Genomic DNA, 19295 nt, shown 5'->3' with positions numbered 1-19295 from the left:
TTCCCTCAGGGTTCCCCTCACGTACGTTCACCGGGGTCAGGCGGGCCGGGCAGTCACGACTCAACCGCACCCTCGCCTTAAGTTCCTGGCATGGGGAACCAGAGCCCGTCGGGGTTCCGCTCACGGAGTTTCAGCTGTTCGCTGGACGAACCACCGCGGCCGCTTCGACCTCGCCGCGGGCTGCCCGAAACGCTCGTTTCCGGAGTCATCCACACCCGCTGTAGCAGAGGGCCGAAAGTTGTCCCCAACGGTGTCGCCCTGTGGATAACTCCGTGCGACCGGGAGGTCCGCGGCCTCGCTGGACAGTCGCCCAATACCACACGGCAGAGGCTCACCCACACGGGCATCCGACACCGCAGAGCGCAGGAAAAATAGCAGCGCGTCACCAAAAATGACGGCAGAAATCAGGTCAGCGCAGCACCGCAAGCGGCCCCGGATTCCGCCAAAGTTGTTGCGACACAACACGAAATCCGCCACCGGCCGCCATCGGCCCGTCATCACACTCAGGCAGCACAAAAGTCCGAAATGACTCTCGGTAAACAGGTCGCAGCAGAGGCATCCGCGGTCTAGACCACGCCGCGTAATCCCCCGCTGACACCCCCGCACGAGGGGTACCTCTCACCCGCCTGAGTTATCCACATCGGCGCGCCGCCTGTGGATAACTCAGGCCAGCGAGGCCAGTGCGGTGTGCACCAAAGTACGGACTCCGACGAGCAGCGCGCGCTCGTCGAGGACGAACGTCGGACGGTGGATGTCGGCCTGCGGAGCGGGCGGACCGGACCACACGCCGAGCCGGGCGAAGGCTCCGCCGACGTGCTCCAGGTACCAGCCGAAGTCCTCGCCGCCGGACGACTGCTCCGTCCCGGCCAGGCCCGTTTCGCCGACCGCGGCCTCGACGCCGGCGCGCATCAGCGCGGTCGACTCCGCGTCGGACACGACGGGCGGCACGCCGCGCCGGTAGTCGAGCGAGAAGCCGACGCCGGTCGGGGCCAGCAGCGATTCCACCGAGGACGCGACGAGCGGCTCCAGCGCCTTCCACACCTCGTGGTCGGCGGTCCGCAGCGTGCCGCGCAGGACGCCGTCCTGCGGGACCGCGTTCGCGGCCTGTCCGGCGTGCACCGCGCCCCACACCAGCACGGTGCCGGACCGCGGGTCGACGCGCCGGGACAGCACCGACGGCAGCGACGTGATGACCGTGCCCAGCGCGTACACCAGGTCAGCGGTGAGATGCGGCCGCGACGTGTGCCCGCCGGGCGAGGTGAGGCGCAGTTCGATCAGGTCGGCGGCGGACGTCAGCGCGCCGACCCGGGTGCCGACCTTGCCCGCTTCGAGCCGCGGGTCGCAGTGCAGGCCGTAGATCCGCTCGACGCCCTCCAGCGCACCCGCGGCGATCATGTCCAGCGCACCGCCGGGCATGACCTCCTCCGCGGGCTGGAAGATCAGCCGCACACGGCCGGGCAGCTCGGGCGCGCCGGCGAGGGCGCGACCGGCGCCGAGCAGGATCGCGGTGTGCGCGTCGTGGCCGCACATGTGCGCCGCGCCGTCGGTGGTGGAGGAGTACGGCAGGCCGGTGTCCTCGGTCAGCGGCAGCGCGTCGATGTCCGCGCGCAGCGCCACGCAGCGCTCGCCCTTGCCGATGTCGCACACCACGCCGGTGCCGCCGGGCAGCACCCACGGCTTGAGGCCGACGCGCCGCAGCAGCGAGACGATCAGCTCGGTCGTCGCGAACTCGTTGCGCGACAGCTCGGGGTGGGCATGGATGTGCCGCCGCCACGCGAGCACGTCCGTCGCGTTCGCGCGCAGCCAGTCGTCCAGCCAGAACGGGCCGCGGCCCGCGCCAAGGTCTTCCACCGGAGCCATGCTGACGCCGGCTTCGGTCAGCAGCGCGCCGGGCGCCGCGATCGGGTTGTGGTCACCTGGAACGTCCGGCCGTGAATCCAGCACCGTCACGCCGCACCTCCTCCCGCAACACGAGCGCAGGGGAACACGCAACGTGCCGATCGATCTGTCTTACGCATTGGAGTCGATCGTGCACCATGCAGGTGGCAAGCGGCGGTGCGCTGCCGTTCGACCAAGACGGCCGGTAGCGGATCTGCGGCGAACGGCTGACGAAGTTCGGCGTGGGTGAACGCCGGAAAGCTCAGCCGCCTTGGGCCTTGCGGCGCTTGATGCGGTGGCGGCGGCCGAAGAACACGATGGCGAGCAGCACCACCGCGGCCCCGCCCGCGATGAGGTTCTTCTTCGTCTTGTCGGCGTTGGCCTTGTCGGTCTGGGAGGGGTCCAGCACCGGTCCCGGCGGGGCCTGGCGGAACCCGTTCACCTGCGTGATCGCCGTCTCAGCCGCCACGGTGACCGACGCCGGAGCCGGGGTCGCCGCGGACGCCGCCGCGGGCAGCACTCCGGTGAGCAGCACGCCGAGCAGACCGGCCAGCAGCAGTCCCCGCACCTTCGCCATGACTTCCCTTCTACGCCGTCACCGTGCATTGTGCCTGTCGAGGAGCGGGCGCGTCAGCCGCCACGCGGTGGAGGCGCGTCCGCTCGCCTCGTGCTGACGACCGTCGAGCGCAACAAGCCCCGAAGACGGGCAAAAGACACTTGCGCGGACAGCGTTTTCTCTTCTTGGACGACGTTCAAGAAGAGGGCTCGGCGAACGCGGCCAAGATCCTCTGCGCGGCCAGTGTGGCGGTGAGTTCTCCGTCGCGCACCGCCCGTTCCACGTCGGCTACCTGCGCGCGGACCGCCGGATGCGCGGTGAGCCGGTCGAGCAGCTGCTCGCGGACCATCGACCACGTCCAGTCGACCTGCTGACGTTTGCGCCGCTCGCCAAGATCACCCGATTCAGTGAGCACCTCGCGGTGCTTCCCGATCGCCGCCCACACCTCGTCGAGGCCGCTGCCCTCGAGCCCGCTGCACGTGAGCACCGGCGGCGTCCAGAGCGCGTCCTTGCCGTAGATCATCCGCAGCGCGCCCTGCAGTTCGCGGGCGGCACGCTTGGCATCGCGTTCGTGCGGGCCGTCGGCCTTGTTCACGGCGATCACGTCGGCGAGTTCCAGCACGCCCTTTTTGATGCCCTGCAACTGGTCGCCGGTGCGCGCGAGGGTCAGGAAGAGAAAGCAGTCGACCATGTTCGCCACGGTCACCTCGGACTGCCCGACCCCGACCGTCTCCACCAGCACGACGTCGAAGCCGGCCGCCTCCATCAGCACGATCGTCTCGCGGGTGGCGCGGGCGACGCCGCCGAGCGTGCCGGACGTCGGCGACGGCCGGATGAACGCCTTCGGATCGACCGCGAGGCGCGCCATCCGGGTCTTGTCGCCGAGGATCGACCCGCCGGTGCGCGTCGAGGACGGGTCGACGGCGAGCACCGCGACCCGGTGCCCGGCCGTGGTGAGGTCGGTGCCGAGCTGGTCGATAAATGTCGACTTGCCGACTCCGGGCACGCCGGTGATGCCGACGCGTTTCGCCCCTCCGGCGTGCGGGAGCAGCTCGACCAGCAGTTCCTGGGCTTGCCGCCGGTGGTCCTCGCGATGCGATTCGACCAGCGTGATGGCCTTGGACAGGGTCCCCCGGTCGCCCGCGAGCACGCCCTTCGCGTATTCGCCGACGTCGATCCGCCGCGGCAAGGTTCAGGACTCCTGCGCGGCCAGCTGCTGGAGCAGGTCGATCGCGGCGTCCGCGAGCACCGTGCCCGGGCCGAAGATCGCCGCCGCTCCCGCTTCGCGCAGCTCGGGGTAGTCCTGCGGCGGGATCACGCCGCCGACCACGACCATGATGTCCTCGCGGCCCAGCTCGGCCAGCTCGTGGCGCAGCGCGGGCACCAGCGACAGGTGCCCGGCGGCCAGCGAGGACACGCCGATCACGTGCACGTCCGCTTCCGACGCCTGGCGGGCGACCTCGGCCGGGGTGGAGAACAACGGGCCGACGTCGACGTCGAAGCCGAGGTCGGCGAAGCCGGTGGCGATGACCTTCTGGCCGCGGTCGTGGCCGTCCTGGCCCATTTTCGCGACGAGGATCCGCGGACGGCGGCCTTCCTCTTCAGCGAATTTGTCGACCAGCTCGCGGGCCTTCTCGACGTTGTCCGACTTCCCCACCTCTTCCCGGTACACGCCGGAGATCGTGCGGATCTGGCCGGAGTGGCGGCCCCAGTTCTTCTCCAGGGCGTCGGAGATCTCGCCGACAGTGGCCTTCGCGCGCGCGGCGTTGATGGCCAGCTCGAGCAGGTTGCCGTTGTTCTGCGCGCCTTCGGTGAGGCGGCGCAGTGCGTCCTCGGTGGCCTGCGGGTCGCGCTCTTCGCGCAGCCGACGCAGCTTCTCGAGCTGCTGCGCGCGTACGCCCGCGTTGTCGACCTTCAGCACGTCGATCTGCTCGTCGTCGGTGACCTGGTACTTGTTCACGCCGATGACCGGCTGTCGTCCCGAGTCGATGCGCGCCTGCGTACGCGCAGCTGCCTCTTCGATGCGCAGCTTCGGGATGCCTTCGTCGATCGCGCGCGCCATGCCGCCCGCGCCTTCGACTTCGGTGATGTGGCCCCACGCCTTGCGCGCGAGGTCGTAGGTGAGCTTCTCGACGAACGCGCTACCGCCCCACGGGTCGATTACGCGCGTGGTGCCGGATTCCTGCTGCAGCAACAGCTGTGTGTTGCGCGCGATACGAGCGGAGAAGTCAGTAGGCAGCGCGAGCGCTTCGTCAAGAGCGTTGGTGTGCAACGACTGCGTGTGCCCCTGAGTGGCAGCCATCGCCTCGACGCACGTACGCGTGACGTTGTTGAAGACGTCCTGCGCGGTGAGCGACCAGCCTGACGTTTGAGAGTGCGTACGCAGCGACAGCGACTTCTGCGACTTCGGGTCGAACTGCTTCACCAGCTTCGCCCACAGCAGGCGCGCGGCGCGCAGCTTCGCGACCTCCATGAAGAAGTTCATGCCGATGGCCCAGAAGAACGACAGCCGCGGCGCGAACTTGTCGACATCGAGCCCGGCTTCGACGCCCGCGCGGATGTACTCGACACCGTCCGCGAGCGTGTACGCCAGCTCCAGGTCGGCGGTCGCTCCAGCCTCCTGCATGTGGTAGCCGGAGATGGAGATGGAGTTGTACTTCGGCATGTGCTGCGAGGTGTAGCCGAAGATGTCGGAGATGATCCGCATCGAGGGCTGCGGCGGGTAGATGTAGGTGTTGCGGACCATGAACTCCTTGAGGATGTCGTTCTGGATGGTCCCGGCGAGCTGCTCCGGCTTCACCCCCTGCTCCTCGGCCGCGACCACGTACAGCGCGAGCACCGGCAGCACCGCGCCGTTCATCGTCATCGAGACGGACATCTTGTCCAGCGGGATGCCGTCGAACAGCTGGCGCATGTCGTAGATCGAGTCGATCGCCACGCCGGCCATGCCGACGTCGCCGGACACGCGCGGGTGGTCGGAGTCGTAGCCGCGGTGGGTCGCGAGGTCGAACGCGACCGACAGGCCCTTCTGGCCGGCCGCGAGGTTGCGGCGGTAGAAGGCGTTCGACTCCTGCGCGGTGGAGAACCCGGCGTACTGGCGGATCGTCCACGGCTGGTTGACGTACATCGTCGGGTACGGCCCGCGCAGGTACGGCGCGATGCCGGGGTACGTGCCGAGGAAGTCCACATCGGACAGATCGGCGGCGGTGTAGACCGGTTTCACGCCGATGCCCTCGGGGGTTTCCCAGGCCAGCGCGTCCGGGCCCTTGCCGGTGGCGTCCTGCACGGCCTGCGCCCACGCGGCCCGGTCGCCCGGTTCCGGCGTGCCGAGCGGGATGTCGGCGAAATTCGGGATGCTCATGCGGAGACTCCCAGCTGTGCGTGGAGGCTGGTCAGGATTTCGAGCGCGTCGCACCCGGCGTACAGATTGCCGCTGATTCCGTCGTAGGTTCCCTTGCCCGCCAGCAGCACGCTGTCCGCGCCGAGCGACGCCGCGACGGACGCGGCCTGTTCCTCATATGCCGCGTCAGTGCCGCAGACGCAGGCGATCTTCGCGCCGCTCTCGCGGAACGCGCCAGGCAGATCGTCGGTCGCGCCGGGGTTCACCGCCTCGACGCCGCCCGCCTGCAGCAGGTTCGTCGCGAAGGACGCGCGGGCGGTGTGTGCAGCGACCGGACCCAGCGTGGCCAGGAAAACCTTGGGCCGTTCGCCGTGCTTGGCGAGGTACGCGTCGGACGCGTCGCGCAGTTTCTCGTACTCCTCGGCGTACCGGTGTCGCGGGAGTCCGCCGTCCACAGTGGACGGGAGCGGCTCGCGGGAGACCGGCTTTTCGTCCAGGTTCGGGAACTCGCTGACACCGGTGAGCGGGTCGCGCCGGGTGGCGAGGCGGCTCGCGCGCTTCGCCCAGGTCTCGGCGAGCCGTCCGGCCAGCGCACCGGAAGCCAGTTCGGCTTCGATGCCGCCCGCCGCCTCGATCGCGGTGAACTCGCGCCACGCGGCTTCGGCGAGTTCGTCGGTGAGCTTCTCGACGTACCAGGAGCCGCCCGCCGGGTCGATCACGCTGCCCAGCTTCGACTCTTCGATGAGGATCGCGTTGGTGTTGCGGGCGATCCGTGAGGAAAACGCGTCCGGCAGGCCGATCGCCGCGTCGAACGGCAGCACGGTGACCGCGTCCGCGCCGCCGACCCCGGCCGCGAAACAGGCGACGGTCGTGCGCAGCATGTTCACCCACGGGTCGCGCTGGGTGAACATCGACGGCGACGTGACCGCGTGCTGGTGCATCCCGCGCGCTTCCGCGGCCGCACCGGAGACTTCGAGGACCCGGTCCCACAGCCGGCGCGCGGCGCGGAACTTGGCGATGGTGAGGAACTGATCCGCGGTCGCGGCGAGCCGGAACTCGATCTGCGCGGCCGCCGCGGCGACGTCCAGACCAGCCTCGGTGAGCGCACGCAGATAAGCGACGCCGGCCGCGATCGTCGCGCCGAGTTCCTGCGCGTCCGAGCCGCCTGCCTCGTGAAACGGCAGTCCGTCGGCGACGATCGTGCGGACCTTGGGGTACTTAGGGGCAACCTTCGCGGCCAATTCGGCGGCCGGGCCGAGCGGGAGAGAGTGCCCGGTGCGCGCCGAGGTACCGAGCGGGTCCGCACCCAGCGTGCCGACGGCTTCGCTGGCCGGGACCTCGCGTTCGGCGAAGAGGTCGAGCAGCGCCTGAGCAGCGGTTTCGTACTCCGCACCGGCGTCGAGGACGACCGGCGCGAGACCGACATAGACCTCGTTCAGCGCGTCCGCGAGCGCGGAGATCGGGAGCGAACCCTCACCGAGCCGCAGCCACACCGAGGACGCGCCGCCTTCGAGGTCGGCGAGGATCGCCGCGTTCGCCGCACGAGCGTCTTCGCGCTGGTGACGGACCCGGATGTCCCACCCGGTGTCGACCACGCCCTCCGGCCGGGCCCCGCGCACGAACGGCGGCAGCCCCGGGAAGCCGAGGTCGCCGCCCGCGTCTTCGGCCGTGTATAGCGGCTGGATCTCGATGCCGTCGTAGGTGCGGGAGACGAGCTTGCTCTCCGGCGCACCCGCGAAATCCTCCGGGAGCCTGCCGCTCTTGCGCAGCACTCCCGCCACCAGCTCCTGCCACTGGGCGCGGTCCGCGGTCGGGAACTCCGCCGCGAGCGCGAGCCCGGGCTCGGAAGTCGGCGCCGACTCCGGACCAGCCACGTTCGTCATACCCAGTGATGGTAGAGGCAGGCCACCACCCGCACCTGTGACTCTGCTCGCCCCCCGTACGGGTGAACTCAGGGGTAGCGGTGCTGGGTCGAAGAGTGTCGGCGGGGTGGGCCACAATCATGGGGTGCCCTCGGAGAACAGCGACCAGGACCAGCCCGGCAACACCGACAGCACCGGCTCCGCGAACGCCGAGCCGTCGACCGGCGGCGACCAGCCGCGGGTAGTCGCCGGGCGCTACCGGCTGCGGTCGGTTCTGGGGTCGGGGTCGATGGGCACGGTCTGGTCGGCTTACGACGAGTTCCTGCACCGCCCGGTCGCGGTCAAGGAGATGAAGGTGCCGCCGGGCATCCCGGCCGAACAGGCGGACGAACTGCGCGAGCGCACGCTCCGCGAAGCCCGGGCGATCGCGGTGCTGTCGCATCCGAACGTCATCACGCTGCACGACGTCGCGCGCGAGAACGACGCTCCGTTCGTCGTGATGGAGCTGCTGCCGTCGCGCAGCCTCGCGCACCTGCTGCGTGACCACGGCCCGCTGACTGTCGAACAGGCCGCCGCGGTCGGCATCGCGGTGGCCGCCGCCCTCGAAGCGGCTCACGAAGCAGGCATCACACACCGCGACGTGAAGCCGGGCAACGTCCTGGTGGCCAGCGACGGCCGGATCAAGCTGACCGACTTCGGCATCGCCCGCAACGTCTCCGAAGCCACCATGACCAGGACCGGCATCATGCTCGGTTCGCCCGCCTACATCTCGCCGGAGGTCGCGTCCGGCGGCGCGGTCACCCCCAACGCGGACCTGTGGGGCCTCGGCGCGACGCTGTTCGCCGCCGTCGAAGGCGCACCCCCGTACGACGCGGACGGCGACCCGCTGGAAACCGTCGGCAAGGTCGTGAACGGCAAGGTCCCGCGCCCGAAGCCGGGCCCGCTGGCCGACGTCATCGCCGCGTTGATGAAGAAGGAACCGGAAAAGCGGATCTCCCTGCGCGAGGTGCGCCACCGGCTGTACCCGAAGCAGACCAAGGCCACGGTGGACCTGTTCGGCCCCGAACTGTTCCGCACGCCGGACGGCAAGAAAACCGCCGCGCACCTGGACGCCACCGACACCCAGGTCATCAAGACGGTCGCCCCGAAACCGGACTCGCCGGAACAGCCCGCCGCACTCGCCGCGGACCCCGGCCCCCTGCCGTTCATGCGCTCGGGAAACACCGGTTCCGCCCCGGCCTTCGCCCCCGCTCCCCCGCTGCCCCCACCGCCGCCGCTGCCCGCCCCGCTGCCGCCGCCACCCCCACGCCGCAGCGGCAAGGCGACGGCGATGCTGGCAGTCGCCTCAATGGTCCTGTTCGCCCTGGCCTGCGGCGGCGGTTTCGCATTGGCCCGCGTGGTGAGCGGTCAGAACCTGCTGCCGCCACAAGGCGTGGAAACCGGAACGCTGGCGACCGCGGGCACAGTCGGCGGTTCGTCGGAGCCGCTGAAGCTGATCCCCCAGCACGCCAACGCAAGCTCGACGGCAAACGTCACGCGCGACAGCGAATACACCCTGTCCGTGCCCGAAGGATGGAAACGCTTCATCGCGTCCCGGAAATCCACTTTCGGCACCTCAACGGTAGTCCAGTACGTTTCCCCGGACGGCCGCCAATCCCTGCGCCTGGAACGAATCCCGAACTTCTACGAGAAGTATTCCATCGGCGACGCAATGACCGCACTGCGCTCCTCGGGTTCGCCGGATTCCTTCAACTTCACCCGCGAGCCAGTGCAAACACCCAACGGCACTGAGGTCATGTTCCGCGCAGTAGAACGAGCACAAACCCACTCCGCCAACCCAGACGCAGTAATCACCCGAGCCACCTACGCCCTGATCAAACAATCAGAAAACACCCTGTGGCTACTTTCCCTGACGGTGCCAGCAGAACAGGAAGACACCGGCTCCGCCACCTTTGACCAAATAGCCCCGACCCTGTCTTTCCCCGCGGCTTCCTGAGGTTCGTGAGGGGAACCCTCAGGAACTCTGATTCCCTCAGGGTTCCCCTCACGAACCTCACCGCTCCGGATAGCGCCGCGCGGTCTCCGCGGCCTGGGCCATTCTCCGGAACCCCTCGAACAACCGATCCCCCAGAACCGTCCCCACCACCGCAGCCTCGACGATCCGGTCCATGGACTCGACCGCGTCCAGGGTGTCCACGTCAGCCTCCGCGATCCGATCGGCAATTTCCGCGTACCGCCCGATCTGATCCAGCAACGCCTGATGCCCCAACGCACGAATTGTGCACACGGTCCCCACCAATGAATGCGCCACCGGATTATCGGGCCCGAACTTCCACCCGTGATTCCGGGCAAGCTCGGACAACATCTCCATCGCCCACTCGCGATCCTCGTCCGAAACCTCCACCGCGGATCCGGTCAACGCCCGCTGCATCACCCCGAGCACGTTGTACGCGGCCCGGTCCGAATCAACAGCCGCCACGACCTCTCGCACGGTCGCCACGGACAACCCGCCGACCTCGACCAGCGCCCGGATCAGCTTCAGCCGCCGCACGTGCTCCTCGCCGTAGCGAGCCTGGTTCGGACTGGTCCGTTCCCCGGCCGGGAGCAGCCCCTCCCGCAGGTAGTACTTGATCGTCGCCACCGGAATCCCGGACTCGGCGCTCAGCTCTGCCATCCGCACCCGCACGACCCTAACTTCCGGGAAAAACCCTGAGGACTTCTCAGCATGGATAGCTTAACTTCCCATAGTGGAGAGCATCACTATCCATACTGGGAGGACCTCATGACCACCACCGTCGACCCGCCCGCGGCGACGTTGCCCACCGCCCGGATGCGCACGTGGCACCGGCCTTCGCTGTGGTTCGCCGCGGCGATGGGCGTCGCGACGGTGCTGACCGTCGTGGCGATGCTGATCGACCACCGGACCCTGCTCGGCGCGCCGGTGTGGGCGAAGCCGTTCAAGTTCGCCGTGTCCGGCGGGCTCTACTACTTCACCTGGAGCTGGCTCGTCTCGCTGCTGAACGGCCGGTTGCGCAAGGTCGCGAACGTCGCCACGACCGTCTCCGTCGTGCTGTTCGCCGCCGAGTACGTGGCGATGGCCTTCCAAGCGGCCCGCGCCCGGCCGAGCCACTTCGCGAACACGTCCCCGTTCGACGCCGCGCTGTTCCAGGCCATGGGGGTCATGGTCGCGGGGCTTTGGCTGGCCACGCTCGTCGTCACCGTGCTGCTCATGTTCACCCGGATCGAAGACCGCGCGGTGTACTGGGCGGTGCGCACCAGCGCGGTCCTCGCGCTGATCGGCGCGGGCCTCGGCGCGACCATGACCCGGCCGACCCCGATCGAACGCGCCGAGATCAAAGCCACCGGGCATTCCGACCTCATCGGCGCGCACAGCGTCGGCGTCGCGGACGGCGGCCCCGGTCTTCCGCTGCTCGGCTGGAGCACCACCGGCGGTGACCTGCGCATCGCGCACTTCATCGGCCTGCACGCGCTGCAAGCGTTGCCGCTCTTGGCGTTCGGGCTCGCGGTGCTCGCGACGCGACTGCCCCGGCTGCGCGAAAGCGCGGTGCGCGTGCGGCTGGTGTGGACGGGTTCGGTCGGCTACGCGGGGCTCGTCGGCTTGATCCTGTGGCAGGCCGAACGCGGCGAACCGCTCATCCACCCGAGCGGCACGACGCTGGCCGCCGCCGGGCTGCTCGTCGGCGTGATCGCGGCGGCCGCCGCGGCGTCGGTGCTGGTGCCGGCCAGGAAGGCGGTCCGGTGAGCGACCTGACCGTCTTCGCCTGGACGTTCCCGGTCGCGGTTCCGTTCTGGGCGCTGATGATCTTCCTGCCCGGCTGGCGCGGCACTCGCCGGATCCTGGCCTCGCCGTGGGTGCCGCTGCTGCCGCTGGTCTGGTACTTCGTGCTGGCGATCCCGCACTTCGGCGAGCTGTGGCACGCGATGCAACGGCCGGATCTCGGTGTCCTGCAAGGATTCCTGAGCACACCGTACGGGGCCGCGCTGGTCTGGGCGCACCTCATCGCGTTCGACCTGTTCATCGCGCGCTGGATGTTCTTCGAGGCGCGCACGCACCGGATCCCGTGGTGGATCGTCAGCCCGCTGCTCCTGCTGACGATCTTCCTGTCGCCGTTCGGCCTGGTCGCGTTCCTCGCCGTGCGCAGCGCCCGGATACGCTCGGCGGCATGAGCAACCTGGAGGAGGCGGCCGCGGCCGTCATCGCCGAGCGCACCGGCGTCGAGAAACACGACATCGCCGTGGTGCTGGGTTCGGGCTGGCGTCCGGCCGCGGACGTGATCGGAACCGCCGACGCGGAGATCCCGTTCGGCGAGCTGCCGGGCTTCACCCCGCCCGGCGCGGTCGGCCACGGCGGCACGGTGCGGTCACTGCGGATCGGCGACAAGCGCGCGCTGGTCCTGCTCGGCCGCACGCATTTCTACGAGGGCAAGGGCATCGACCCGGTCGTGCAGAACGTGCGCACGGCCGCGGCGGCGGGCGCACGGACGGTGCTGCTCACCAACGCGGCGGGCGGGCTGCGCGCGGGCATGAACGTCGGGCAGCCGGTGCTGATCGCCGACCACCTCAACCTGACCGCGCGCTCGCCGATCGTCGGCGCGAACTTCGTCGACCTGACCGACCTCTACGCCAAGCGCCTGCGCGACCTGGCGCGGGAGATCGACGATTCGCTCGAGGAGGGCGTGTACGCGGGCCTGCCGGGGCCGCACTTCGAGACGCCCGCCGAAATCCGGATGCTGCGCAACATGGGCGCGGACCTGGTCGGCATGTCGACCGTGCTGGAGGCGATCGCCGCCCGCGCGGCCGGGCTCGAGGTGTTCGGGCTGTCCCTGGTCACGAACCTGGCCGCGGGCATGACCGGCGAACCGCTCAACCACGAGGAAGTCCTCGCGGCCGGACGGCAGTCGGCGACGCGGATGGGTTCGCTGCTGAAGGAGCTCGTCACCCGCGCGTGAGCTCCGGCTAGCGCCCCAATGCCACATTGGGTGCGTCACATGCACCCAATGTGGCATTCGGTGCGTCACATGCACCCAATGCCACATTGGGTGCGTCACATGCACCCAATGCCACATTGGGGCGCAAGCAACTCAGGCGTACTGCGGCAACTGCGCCGCCACTTCCTCCGGCGAAGGCATCCCCGCGACCTCCTCCGCCAGCCCGCGCACGGCGTCCGCCACCGTGCTGTCGGCCAGCAGCCGACCGGCCGTCTCGCGGACCGCGTCTGTCGTCAGTTCGTCGCCGACCAGCTTCGCGCCCACGCCCGCGGCGACCACGGCGTCCGCATTGGTGAACTGGTCCGCGCCCTGCGGCAGCAGCAACTGCGGCACCCCCGCGGCGAACCCGCCCAGCGTGGTTCCGCTGCCGCCGTGGTGCACCACCAGATCGACGTGCGGCAGCAGTTGCGACTGCGGCACCCATGCCTCCAGCCGCACGTTCGACGGAACCTCGCCGAGCGCCTCGACGTCGACCGCCGGGCCGGTGGCCACCAGCACGTCCGCGTCGAGCGCGGCCAGTCCGTGCAACGCCGAGGTCAGCAGGTGCGCCTGGCTGGCTCCGGTGGTGCCGAGCGTCAGGTACAGCAGCGGGCGGCCGCGGTCCCGGCCTTCGACGCCGGACGGCAGATCGCCCGGTTCGCTCCAGCCGACCGGACGCAGCGGCACCCGCTGGGCTCCGGCGAGGAACGCCGGCGCCTGCACCGACGGCGGGCAGATGTCCACGAACGGCTGGCCCCAGAAAAGCTTGCTGCTTCCGGTGAGGCCGAGCTCGGCGGCGAACGCGTCGATCTGCTCGGTGATGTGCTCCATCGGGCCGCCGCCGGACACCCGGCCGAAACCGTGCCCGATCGCCGGGATCCCCGCCTGATGCGCGGCGAACGCGCCGCCCGGATTGCCCATTTCGTACACGACCAGGTCCGGTTTCCGCTCGGCGAGCACCTCGGCGAGGTCGGTCATGAACCGGGTGGGCAGCAGCCTGCCGAACGCCTTGCCGATCGCCTCGTTCAGCTCGGCTTCCGGGACCTCGTAGCGGCTGCGGGTGTCGCCTGCGAAGAGGAGATTGAACGCCTCCTGCAGCGTCAACCCGGCGGCGACGGCTTCGAGCCCGGCCTTCTCCAGCGTGGGGTGGAAGTCGGATGCGGTCGCGTAAAGCACCTCGTGGCCGGCATCGCGCGCGGCGGAGGCTAGCGGCAGCAACGGATAAAGGTGCCCGTAAGACGCGAGGGACGTGAAAAGAATGCGCACTCCCCGAGCGTATCGTCAGCCACCACCCAATATCCGGATCCGCGTAAGCTGGCCCGGGTGTCCGACAGCCTCGATTCCCGCCTCCGCGATTCCGTCTACCGCTGGATCACCGACGACCCGGATCCGGCCTCGCGCGAGGAACTGACCGCCGCCCTCGCCCGCGCGATGGGCAAGGAGCCCGGCGCGATCGAGGAGATCGCCGACCGGATGGCCGGACCGCTGGAGTTCGGGACCGCGGGTCTGCGCGGGCCGGTGCGCGCGGGACCGAACGGGATGAACGTCGCGGTCGTCACGCGGACCACCGCGGGCGTCGCGGCCTGGCTCGCCGCGCAGGGGCACGCGGGCGGCGTGGTCGTGATCGGCCGCGACGCGCGGCACGGGTCGGAGGCGTTCGCCACCGCCGCCGCCGAAGTGCTGACCGCCGCCGGGTTCGCGGTGAAGGTGCTGCCGCAGCCGTTGCCGACGCCGTTGCTGGCGTTCTCGGTGCTGCATTACGGAGCGGTCGCCGGGATCCAGATCACCGCGTCGCACAACCCGCCCGCGGATAACGGGTACAAGCTTTACGACGCCACCGGCGGGCAGATCGTGCCGCCGTCCGACGGCGAGATCGAGCGCGCGATCCAGTCCGCCCCGGCCACCCGGAGCATTCCGCGCACGCCCGGCGCCGAGGTCGTCGACCCGCGCGAGGCGTACCTCGCCGCGGTCGGCGCGCTGCCGCGGGGCACGACACGCGAACTGCGGATCGCCGCGACGGCGCTGCACGGCGTCGGCGCGGAAACTCTCCAGGCCGCGCTGTCCCGGGCCGGATTCACTGACGTGCACCTGGTTTCCGAACAGTCCGAACCGGACGCGGACTTCCCCACCGTCTCGTTCCCGAACCCCGAGGAACCCGGCGCGACCGACCTCCTGCTGGCGCTGGCGTCCGAAGTGGACGCTGACCTCGCGGTGGCGCTCGACCCGGACGCCGACCGGTGCGCGCTCGGCGTCCGCGGCCCCGACGGCTGGCGGATGCTGCGCGGCGACGAGACCGGCGTCCTGCTCGGGGCGCACCTTCTGTCCACAACGGACAACCCGGATCCGTTGGTGGCCACCACGATCGTGTCCTCGTCGCTGCTCGGCGAGGTGGCCAAGGAAAAGGGCGCGCGCTACGCGGAAACGCTCACCGGGTTCAAGTGGCTGGTCCGCGCGGGCGAGGGCTTGGTGTTCGCGTACGAGGAAGCGCTCGGCCTGTGCGTGAACCCGAGCTTTGTTCGCGACAAGGACGGCATCGCCGCCGCGGTCGCGGGCGCGGACCTGGCCGCGACGCTCAAGGCCGAGGGCCGCACGCTGCTGGACGTTCTCGACGACATCGCGACCCGGCACGGCGTGCACCTCACCGATCAGGTGTCGTTGCGCGTCACCGATCTTTCCGTGCGCGGCCGCCTCATGGCCGCGTTGCGCTCGGACCCGCCCGCCACGCTCGGCGGGGCGCCGGTGACGCTCGAAGACCTCCTGCCGGACGCCGACGTGCTCCGGCTGGGCGGCGACGGCGTGCGGGTCGTAGTGCGGCCGTCCGGCACGGAACCGAAACTGAAGGCGTACCTGCAAGTGGTGGCTCCGGTGACCGGGGAGCTCGCCGACGCGCGGCGCAGCGCGACGGAAGTGCTCGACGCGGTCCGCGAGGAGATCACCGCGCTGCTGCGCTGACGGGAGAACCATGCCAACGTTGCTGATCGTGCACCACACGCCGTCGCCGTCGATGCAGGCGATGTTCGAGGCCGCGCTCGCCGGCGCGAAGCATCCGGACATCGAGGGCGTCGACGTCGTCCGCCGCCCCGCGCTCGGCGCGACGGTGGCCGACGTGCTCGCCGCGGACGGCTACCTGCTGGGCACGCCGGCGAACCTCGGCAGCATGAGCGGAGCGTTGAAACACTTCTTCGACACCGTGTACTACCCGTGCCTGGACGCGACGAAGGGCCGTCCGTTCGGGGCGTACGTGCACGGCAACAACGACACGTCCGGGACCGTGCGGCAACTCGACGCGATCACGACCGGGCTCGGCTGGACCCGCGTGGCCGAGCCCGTGCTCGTGACGGGCGAACCGGACAAAGCCGCGCTGGAAGCGGTGACCGAACTCGGCGGAACCCTTGCCGCGACGCTCATGTGAGCAGCGGCTGCTCCGCTGAGCGGGGCCAAAAGCCTTCCAGGGGAAAGTAAAGAGGCCTGTCACCGGAAGCCCTGGGGGTCGACCTCCGGCAACAGGCCAGGTCAAGGGTTCGCAACGAAGGCGATCAACCTCGACTACGCAAGGGTACTACAAAGAACCGATCATGACGACCCTGCAATGGCAACCAAGCGTGCTCGATTCAACTCCGAGGGCGCCGACCAGGACCGCGAAGCCCGGGAAACATGGATCCGGCAGCGGTTCGTGTCCCAGTCAGCGGACCACCGGCACCCCGACCGGCCCAACGGACCGGCCCCTGACTGTCCATTGTGGACAGCCGGAAACGGCGGCTGGTTCACCGGCAGCCGACTGCGGTGAGTGACGAAATCGCACCGAATCCGCCACTCGGCGGATAAAGAAGGCGGGCACCGGTCCAGAGACCGGCACCCGCCTCGCGAAAAATCAGGCCGGCGAAACCATCGCCCGCACCGCGGCCGGAACATCGGCCACCGCGACCTGCTCCTGCTCACGCGTGGCCAGGCTCCGGACCGTCACCCGGCCGGCCGCCCAGTCCTCCTCGCCCACGATGACGACCGCCACCGCGCCCGCCTTGTCCGCGCGAGTGAGCTCCTTGCCCAGCTTGCGCAGCTCCAGCGGGGTCGACGTGCGCAGGCCCGCCTTGCGCAGCACGGTCGCGACGTCGCGAGCCGGGTCCGCCAGTTCCTCGGTGACCGGGATGACCGCGACGTCGACCTCGCTGCGCGGCTGCGGCGTGAGGCCGTGCGTGTCGAGGAAGTCCATCAACGTCACGTCGCCCATGCCGAACCCGATGCCGGAGATCTGCTCCTTGGTGAACATCGAGGCGAGGTTGCTGTACCGGCCGCCGCCGAACAGCGCCCGGCGGTTCTGCGGCGAGGTGTCGAAGACCTCGAACACGGTCGACGTGTAGTACGCCAGCCCGCGCACGATCAGCGGCTCGTACCGGACCAGGCTCGCCGCGCTGCTGGACAGCACCTTGACCAGGTTCGACTCGGCCTTGACCTCCGCGGGCAGCTCGTCGAGCAGCGCCGGTCCCGCGCCGAGGGTCTCGGCGAGCTTCTCGTACTGCTTGTCCGACAACCCGATCTCGGCGGCGCTCGCCGCGTGCTCCTCGGCCGAGGTCTTCTCCCACCGGTCGACGAGCGCGAACACCTGCGCCAGGTGGTCCGGCGAGATCCCGACGACGTCGGTGAGCGCCGAGGACAGCAGGTTCCGGTCGTTGACCCGCACCGCGAACATGTCCGGCGTCGCGCCGACCGCGCCCATCAGGTCGTGGATCAGCTCGAACATCTCGATCTCGCAGTTCGCGCTTTCCGAACCGAAGATGTCGGCGTTGATCTGCCAGTGCTCGCGGACGCGGCCGCGCTGCGGGCGCTCGTAGCGGTGGCAGTTCGGGTGGCTGTACCAGCGCACCGGGAACGACAGCGATTTCGCGTGGCCGGCGATCATCCGGGCCACCGACGGCGTCATCTCCGGACGCAGCGCGAGCCGCTCGCCGCCGCGCGTGGTGAGCGTGTACAGCTGCTGGTCGGCGATCTCCTGGCCGGACTTCCGCTCGTAGACCTCCGCCTGCTCCAGGATCGGGCCGTCGTAGCGGAGGTAGCCGTAGCGCTCCAGCACGTCGTAGAGATGGCCGAACACCTGCGTGCGGACGGACATTTCGGCGGGGAGGAAGTCTCGGGTCCCCTTGACAGGCGCAGTTGACAGGTATTCAGGCACGTCATCAAGCTTAACGACCCGGCGCCAGCGATTTCGTCAGGGGAACGCGACGCCGTACGCGGTGAGCAGCATGGCCGCGCCGAGCAGCACCGCGCCGCCGGTCGTGACGCTCATGCCGACGCGGGTGCGCAGCATCGCGAGGAAGAACCCGCCGGACTGCGCGAGCACGCCGAACAGCAGCAGGAAGCAGACGATCCAGCGCGCGGTGTCGCCGAGCCCGCCGTGCTCGACCAGCTGCAACGCGGCGAGCGTGAGGACGAGCAGCACACCGGCGTGCGCGTGTCCGGCGCGGAAGAACCCGCGTTGCTTCTCGGTGAGGTCACCGCGGCGCAGGACGCCGCTCAGCGCGTAGCCGCCGTACATGACTGTGGGCAGCGATACGAGCGCGATGACGGTGAACAACTGGACTGGGCCGTGCATGGTCGCCTCCTTGGGGTGCGGAGCGAACATAACACTGTTTTAAAACACTGTCACGAAACTTGTGGGTCCCCCTTGCCGGTGGCTGTCACCCGACGGTCGAGGGAATCGAGCGGCGGAGCGGACGACGGTGGACTGCGCTGAAGGACATGACTACGACCTCGATGCGGCGCCGCGCCCGATGGGCCGGTCTCGCCTTGTCCCTCGCCCTCGCCGGTCTGTGCTCGACCGCCCTGCCCGCGCAGGCCGCAGTGCCCGCCGCGCACCAGTTGGCGAAGAAGAAGCCGGTGCACATCAAGGCCGCACCGGTCAAGGCCAAGGTGCACAAGGGAGAGCAGATCCGGATCCACGGACACTTCGCGACCGGCCCCGCGGGCCGCGCCGACGACGACGGGATCTTGTACCTCCAGCAGCAAACCCAGGCCGGAGCGTGGGTGAACCTCGCCGCCGCCTCGTGCTCGCCGGACCACGACTTCGACCTCGGGATCCGGCTGAACGTCTCCGGGAGCTTGACGCTGCGGGTCTTCCATCCCGAATCCACGCTGTTCACCGCTGCGGTGTCGGCGGTGTTCACGGTCGTCGTGCTCTAGGAACCGATCCAGTAGGTGTCCGCGGCGGAGAACGGGCATCATGTCGGGCGTGAGCCAGCCCGGGGATGCCGCTTCGCCGCAGGTGGCTTATGCCGACCAACTCCGCCAGCAATCGGCGACCTGCCGGTTGCTGGCGGAGAAGCAGCGCGAGAACACCGCCGTGTTCGAGGGCTTCGCCGAGCGAGGCCTTCCCGGTTCCGCCGAGATGGCAGTCCGCTCCGAACGGTCGGCGCGGTTTCTCGTGTTGCTCGCTTCGGTGATCGCGGAGCAGGCGATCGCGCACGACGAACTGATGGCCGCCGGTGGGCCGGAGAATTCGCGCGCGTATGTGGAGTACGAGGCGACGACCCGACGGTTACGGGCGTTGTTGCCGACGGACTCGCTCACCGATTGAGCGGACTTGCGCTGCCCCGAGCGGCCCGATCCGGCCAGTGCGAACGTTCGTGAGGGGAACCCTCACGGAATCTGATTCTGAACTGGCCCCCGAAAGTTGGACT

At 69.7% G+C, this 19295-nt stretch carries 17 protein-coding genes; 8 read left to right on the top strand and 9 right to left on the bottom strand.

Annotation, left to right across the window (positions count from 1 at the left end; genetic code table 11):
• Positions 1 to 663: 663 nt before the first annotated feature.
• The 5 genes from EIZ45_RS45395 to EIZ45_RS45375 form a co-directional block, all read right to left on the bottom strand.
• The gene (locus EIZ45_RS45395) at positions 664 to 1950 is read right to left on the bottom strand and encodes an amidohydrolase (protein WP_037816075.1); all 1287 of its coding nucleotides are present in this window, start codon (positions 1948 to 1950) and stop codon (positions 664 to 666) included.
• Between the two features lie 190 nt (positions 1951 to 2140).
• Entirely contained in the window at positions 2141 to 2455 is a 315-nt protein-coding gene (locus EIZ45_RS45390) for a hypothetical protein (protein ID WP_037816076.1), read from the bottom strand.
• Between the two features lie 175 nt (positions 2456 to 2630).
• The gene (meaB, locus tag EIZ45_RS45385; RefSeq protein WP_037816077.1) at positions 2631 to 3623 is read right to left on the bottom strand and encodes a methylmalonyl Co-A mutase-associated GTPase MeaB; all 993 of its coding nucleotides are present in this window, start codon (positions 3621 to 3623) and stop codon (positions 2631 to 2633) included.
• Positions 3624 to 3626: 3 nt separating this feature from the next.
• A complete protein-coding gene (scpA, locus tag EIZ45_RS45380; RefSeq protein WP_037816078.1) occupies positions 3627 to 5795 on the bottom strand; it encodes a methylmalonyl-CoA mutase in 2169 nt (722 codons plus the stop codon).
• Positions 5792 to 7657: a methylmalonyl-CoA mutase subunit beta gene (locus tag EIZ45_RS45375; RefSeq protein ID WP_205670286.1), complete on the bottom strand. Its 1866-nt coding sequence runs from the start codon at positions 7655 to 7657 to the stop codon at positions 5792 to 5794. Before EIZ45_RS45375 ends, scpA begins: the two co-directional genes overlap by 4 nt.
• A 268-nt stretch (positions 7658 to 7925) precedes the next feature.
• On the opposite strand from EIZ45_RS45375, the gene EIZ45_RS45370 reads away from it, so the two are divergent.
• The gene (locus EIZ45_RS45370; RefSeq protein ID WP_240690928.1) at positions 7926 to 9632 is read left to right on the top strand and encodes a serine/threonine-protein kinase; all 1707 of its coding nucleotides are present in this window, start codon (positions 7926 to 7928) and stop codon (positions 9630 to 9632) included.
• 57 nt (positions 9633 to 9689) lie between these two features.
• On the opposite strand, the gene EIZ45_RS45365 is transcribed toward EIZ45_RS45370, so the two are convergent.
• Complete coding sequence (locus EIZ45_RS45365; protein WP_134669374.1) at positions 9690 to 10310, bottom strand: MerR family transcriptional regulator; 621 nt, start codon at positions 10308 to 10310, stop codon at positions 9690 to 9692.
• A 108-nt stretch (positions 10311 to 10418) separates the two neighbouring features.
• On the opposite strand from EIZ45_RS45365, the gene EIZ45_RS45360 reads away from it, so the two are divergent.
• Genes EIZ45_RS45360 through EIZ45_RS45350 form a run of 3 tightly spaced genes read left to right on the top strand, consistent with a single transcriptional unit; the run spans position 10419 to position 12606 of the window.
• Complete coding sequence (locus tag EIZ45_RS45360; protein WP_134669306.1) at positions 10419 to 11399, top strand: hypothetical protein; 981 nt, start codon at positions 10419 to 10421, stop codon at positions 11397 to 11399.
• On the top strand, positions 11396 to 11824 hold the full coding sequence (locus EIZ45_RS45355; protein ID WP_134669304.1) for an ABA4-like family protein: 429 nt from the start codon (positions 11396 to 11398) through the stop codon (positions 11822 to 11824). Before EIZ45_RS45360 ends, EIZ45_RS45355 begins: the two co-directional genes overlap by 4 nt.
• Positions 11821 to 12606, top strand: coding sequence for a purine-nucleoside phosphorylase (locus EIZ45_RS45350; RefSeq protein WP_134669301.1), 786 nt, complete (start codon positions 11821 to 11823; stop codon positions 12604 to 12606). Before EIZ45_RS45355 ends, EIZ45_RS45350 begins: the two co-directional genes overlap by 4 nt.
• A gap of 132 nt (positions 12607 to 12738) precedes the next feature.
• Here EIZ45_RS45350 and EIZ45_RS45345 read toward each other — a convergent pair whose 3' ends face one another.
• Positions 12739 to 13890 carry a glycosyltransferase gene (locus EIZ45_RS45345; RefSeq protein WP_134669299.1) on the bottom strand — a complete coding sequence of 384 codons (1152 nt, stop codon included), beginning with the start codon at positions 13888 to 13890 and terminating at the stop codon, positions 12739 to 12741.
• Between the two features lie 57 nt (positions 13891 to 13947).
• Here EIZ45_RS45345 and EIZ45_RS45340 point away from each other — a divergent pair, with 57 nt between their 5' ends.
• Both EIZ45_RS45340 and EIZ45_RS45335 read left to right on the top strand, forming a co-directional pair.
• The gene (locus EIZ45_RS45340) at positions 13948 to 15576 is read left to right on the top strand and encodes a phospho-sugar mutase (RefSeq protein ID WP_134669297.1); all 1629 of its coding nucleotides are present in this window, start codon (positions 13948 to 13950) and stop codon (positions 15574 to 15576) included.
• Between the two features lie 10 nt (positions 15577 to 15586).
• The gene (locus tag EIZ45_RS45335) at positions 15587 to 16036 is read left to right on the top strand and encodes a flavodoxin family protein (protein ID WP_009072659.1); all 450 of its coding nucleotides are present in this window, start codon (positions 15587 to 15589) and stop codon (positions 16034 to 16036) included.
• Positions 16037 to 16495: 459 nt separating this feature from the next.
• Here EIZ45_RS45335 and hisS read toward each other — a convergent pair whose 3' ends face one another.
• Together hisS and EIZ45_RS45325 are read right to left on the bottom strand one after the other, a co-directional pair.
• Positions 16496 to 17791: a histidine--tRNA ligase gene (gene hisS, locus EIZ45_RS45330; protein ID WP_134669294.1), complete on the bottom strand. Its 1296-nt coding sequence runs from the start codon at positions 17789 to 17791 to the stop codon at positions 16496 to 16498.
• A gap of 36 nt (positions 17792 to 17827) precedes the next feature.
• Positions 17828 to 18211 (bottom strand): hypothetical protein, encoded by a 384-nt coding sequence (locus EIZ45_RS45325; RefSeq protein ID WP_037816084.1) that lies wholly within the window; start codon positions 18209 to 18211, stop codon positions 17828 to 17830.
• 146 nt (positions 18212 to 18357) lie between these two features.
• Here EIZ45_RS45325 and EIZ45_RS45320 point away from each other — a divergent pair, with 146 nt between their 5' ends.
• Together EIZ45_RS45320 and EIZ45_RS45315 are read left to right on the top strand one after the other, a co-directional pair.
• Positions 18358 to 18798 carry a hypothetical protein gene (locus tag EIZ45_RS45320; RefSeq protein WP_037816085.1) on the top strand — a complete coding sequence of 147 codons (441 nt, stop codon included), beginning with the start codon at positions 18358 to 18360 and terminating at the stop codon, positions 18796 to 18798.
• Positions 18799 to 18838: 40 nt separating this feature from the next.
• Complete coding sequence (locus EIZ45_RS45315) at positions 18839 to 19192, top strand: hypothetical protein (RefSeq protein ID WP_037816086.1); 354 nt, start codon at positions 18839 to 18841, stop codon at positions 19190 to 19192.
• Positions 19193 to 19295 lie beyond the last annotated feature (103 nt).

The organism is Amycolatopsis sp. CFH S0740 (assembly GCF_004522315.1).
GTDB classification, from domain to species: Bacteria; Actinomycetota; Actinomycetes; order Mycobacteriales; family Pseudonocardiaceae; genus Amycolatopsis; species Amycolatopsis nivea.
The sequence above is the reverse complement of the archived record's forward strand: the minus strand, read 5'-3'. Positions and strand labels throughout refer to the sequence as shown.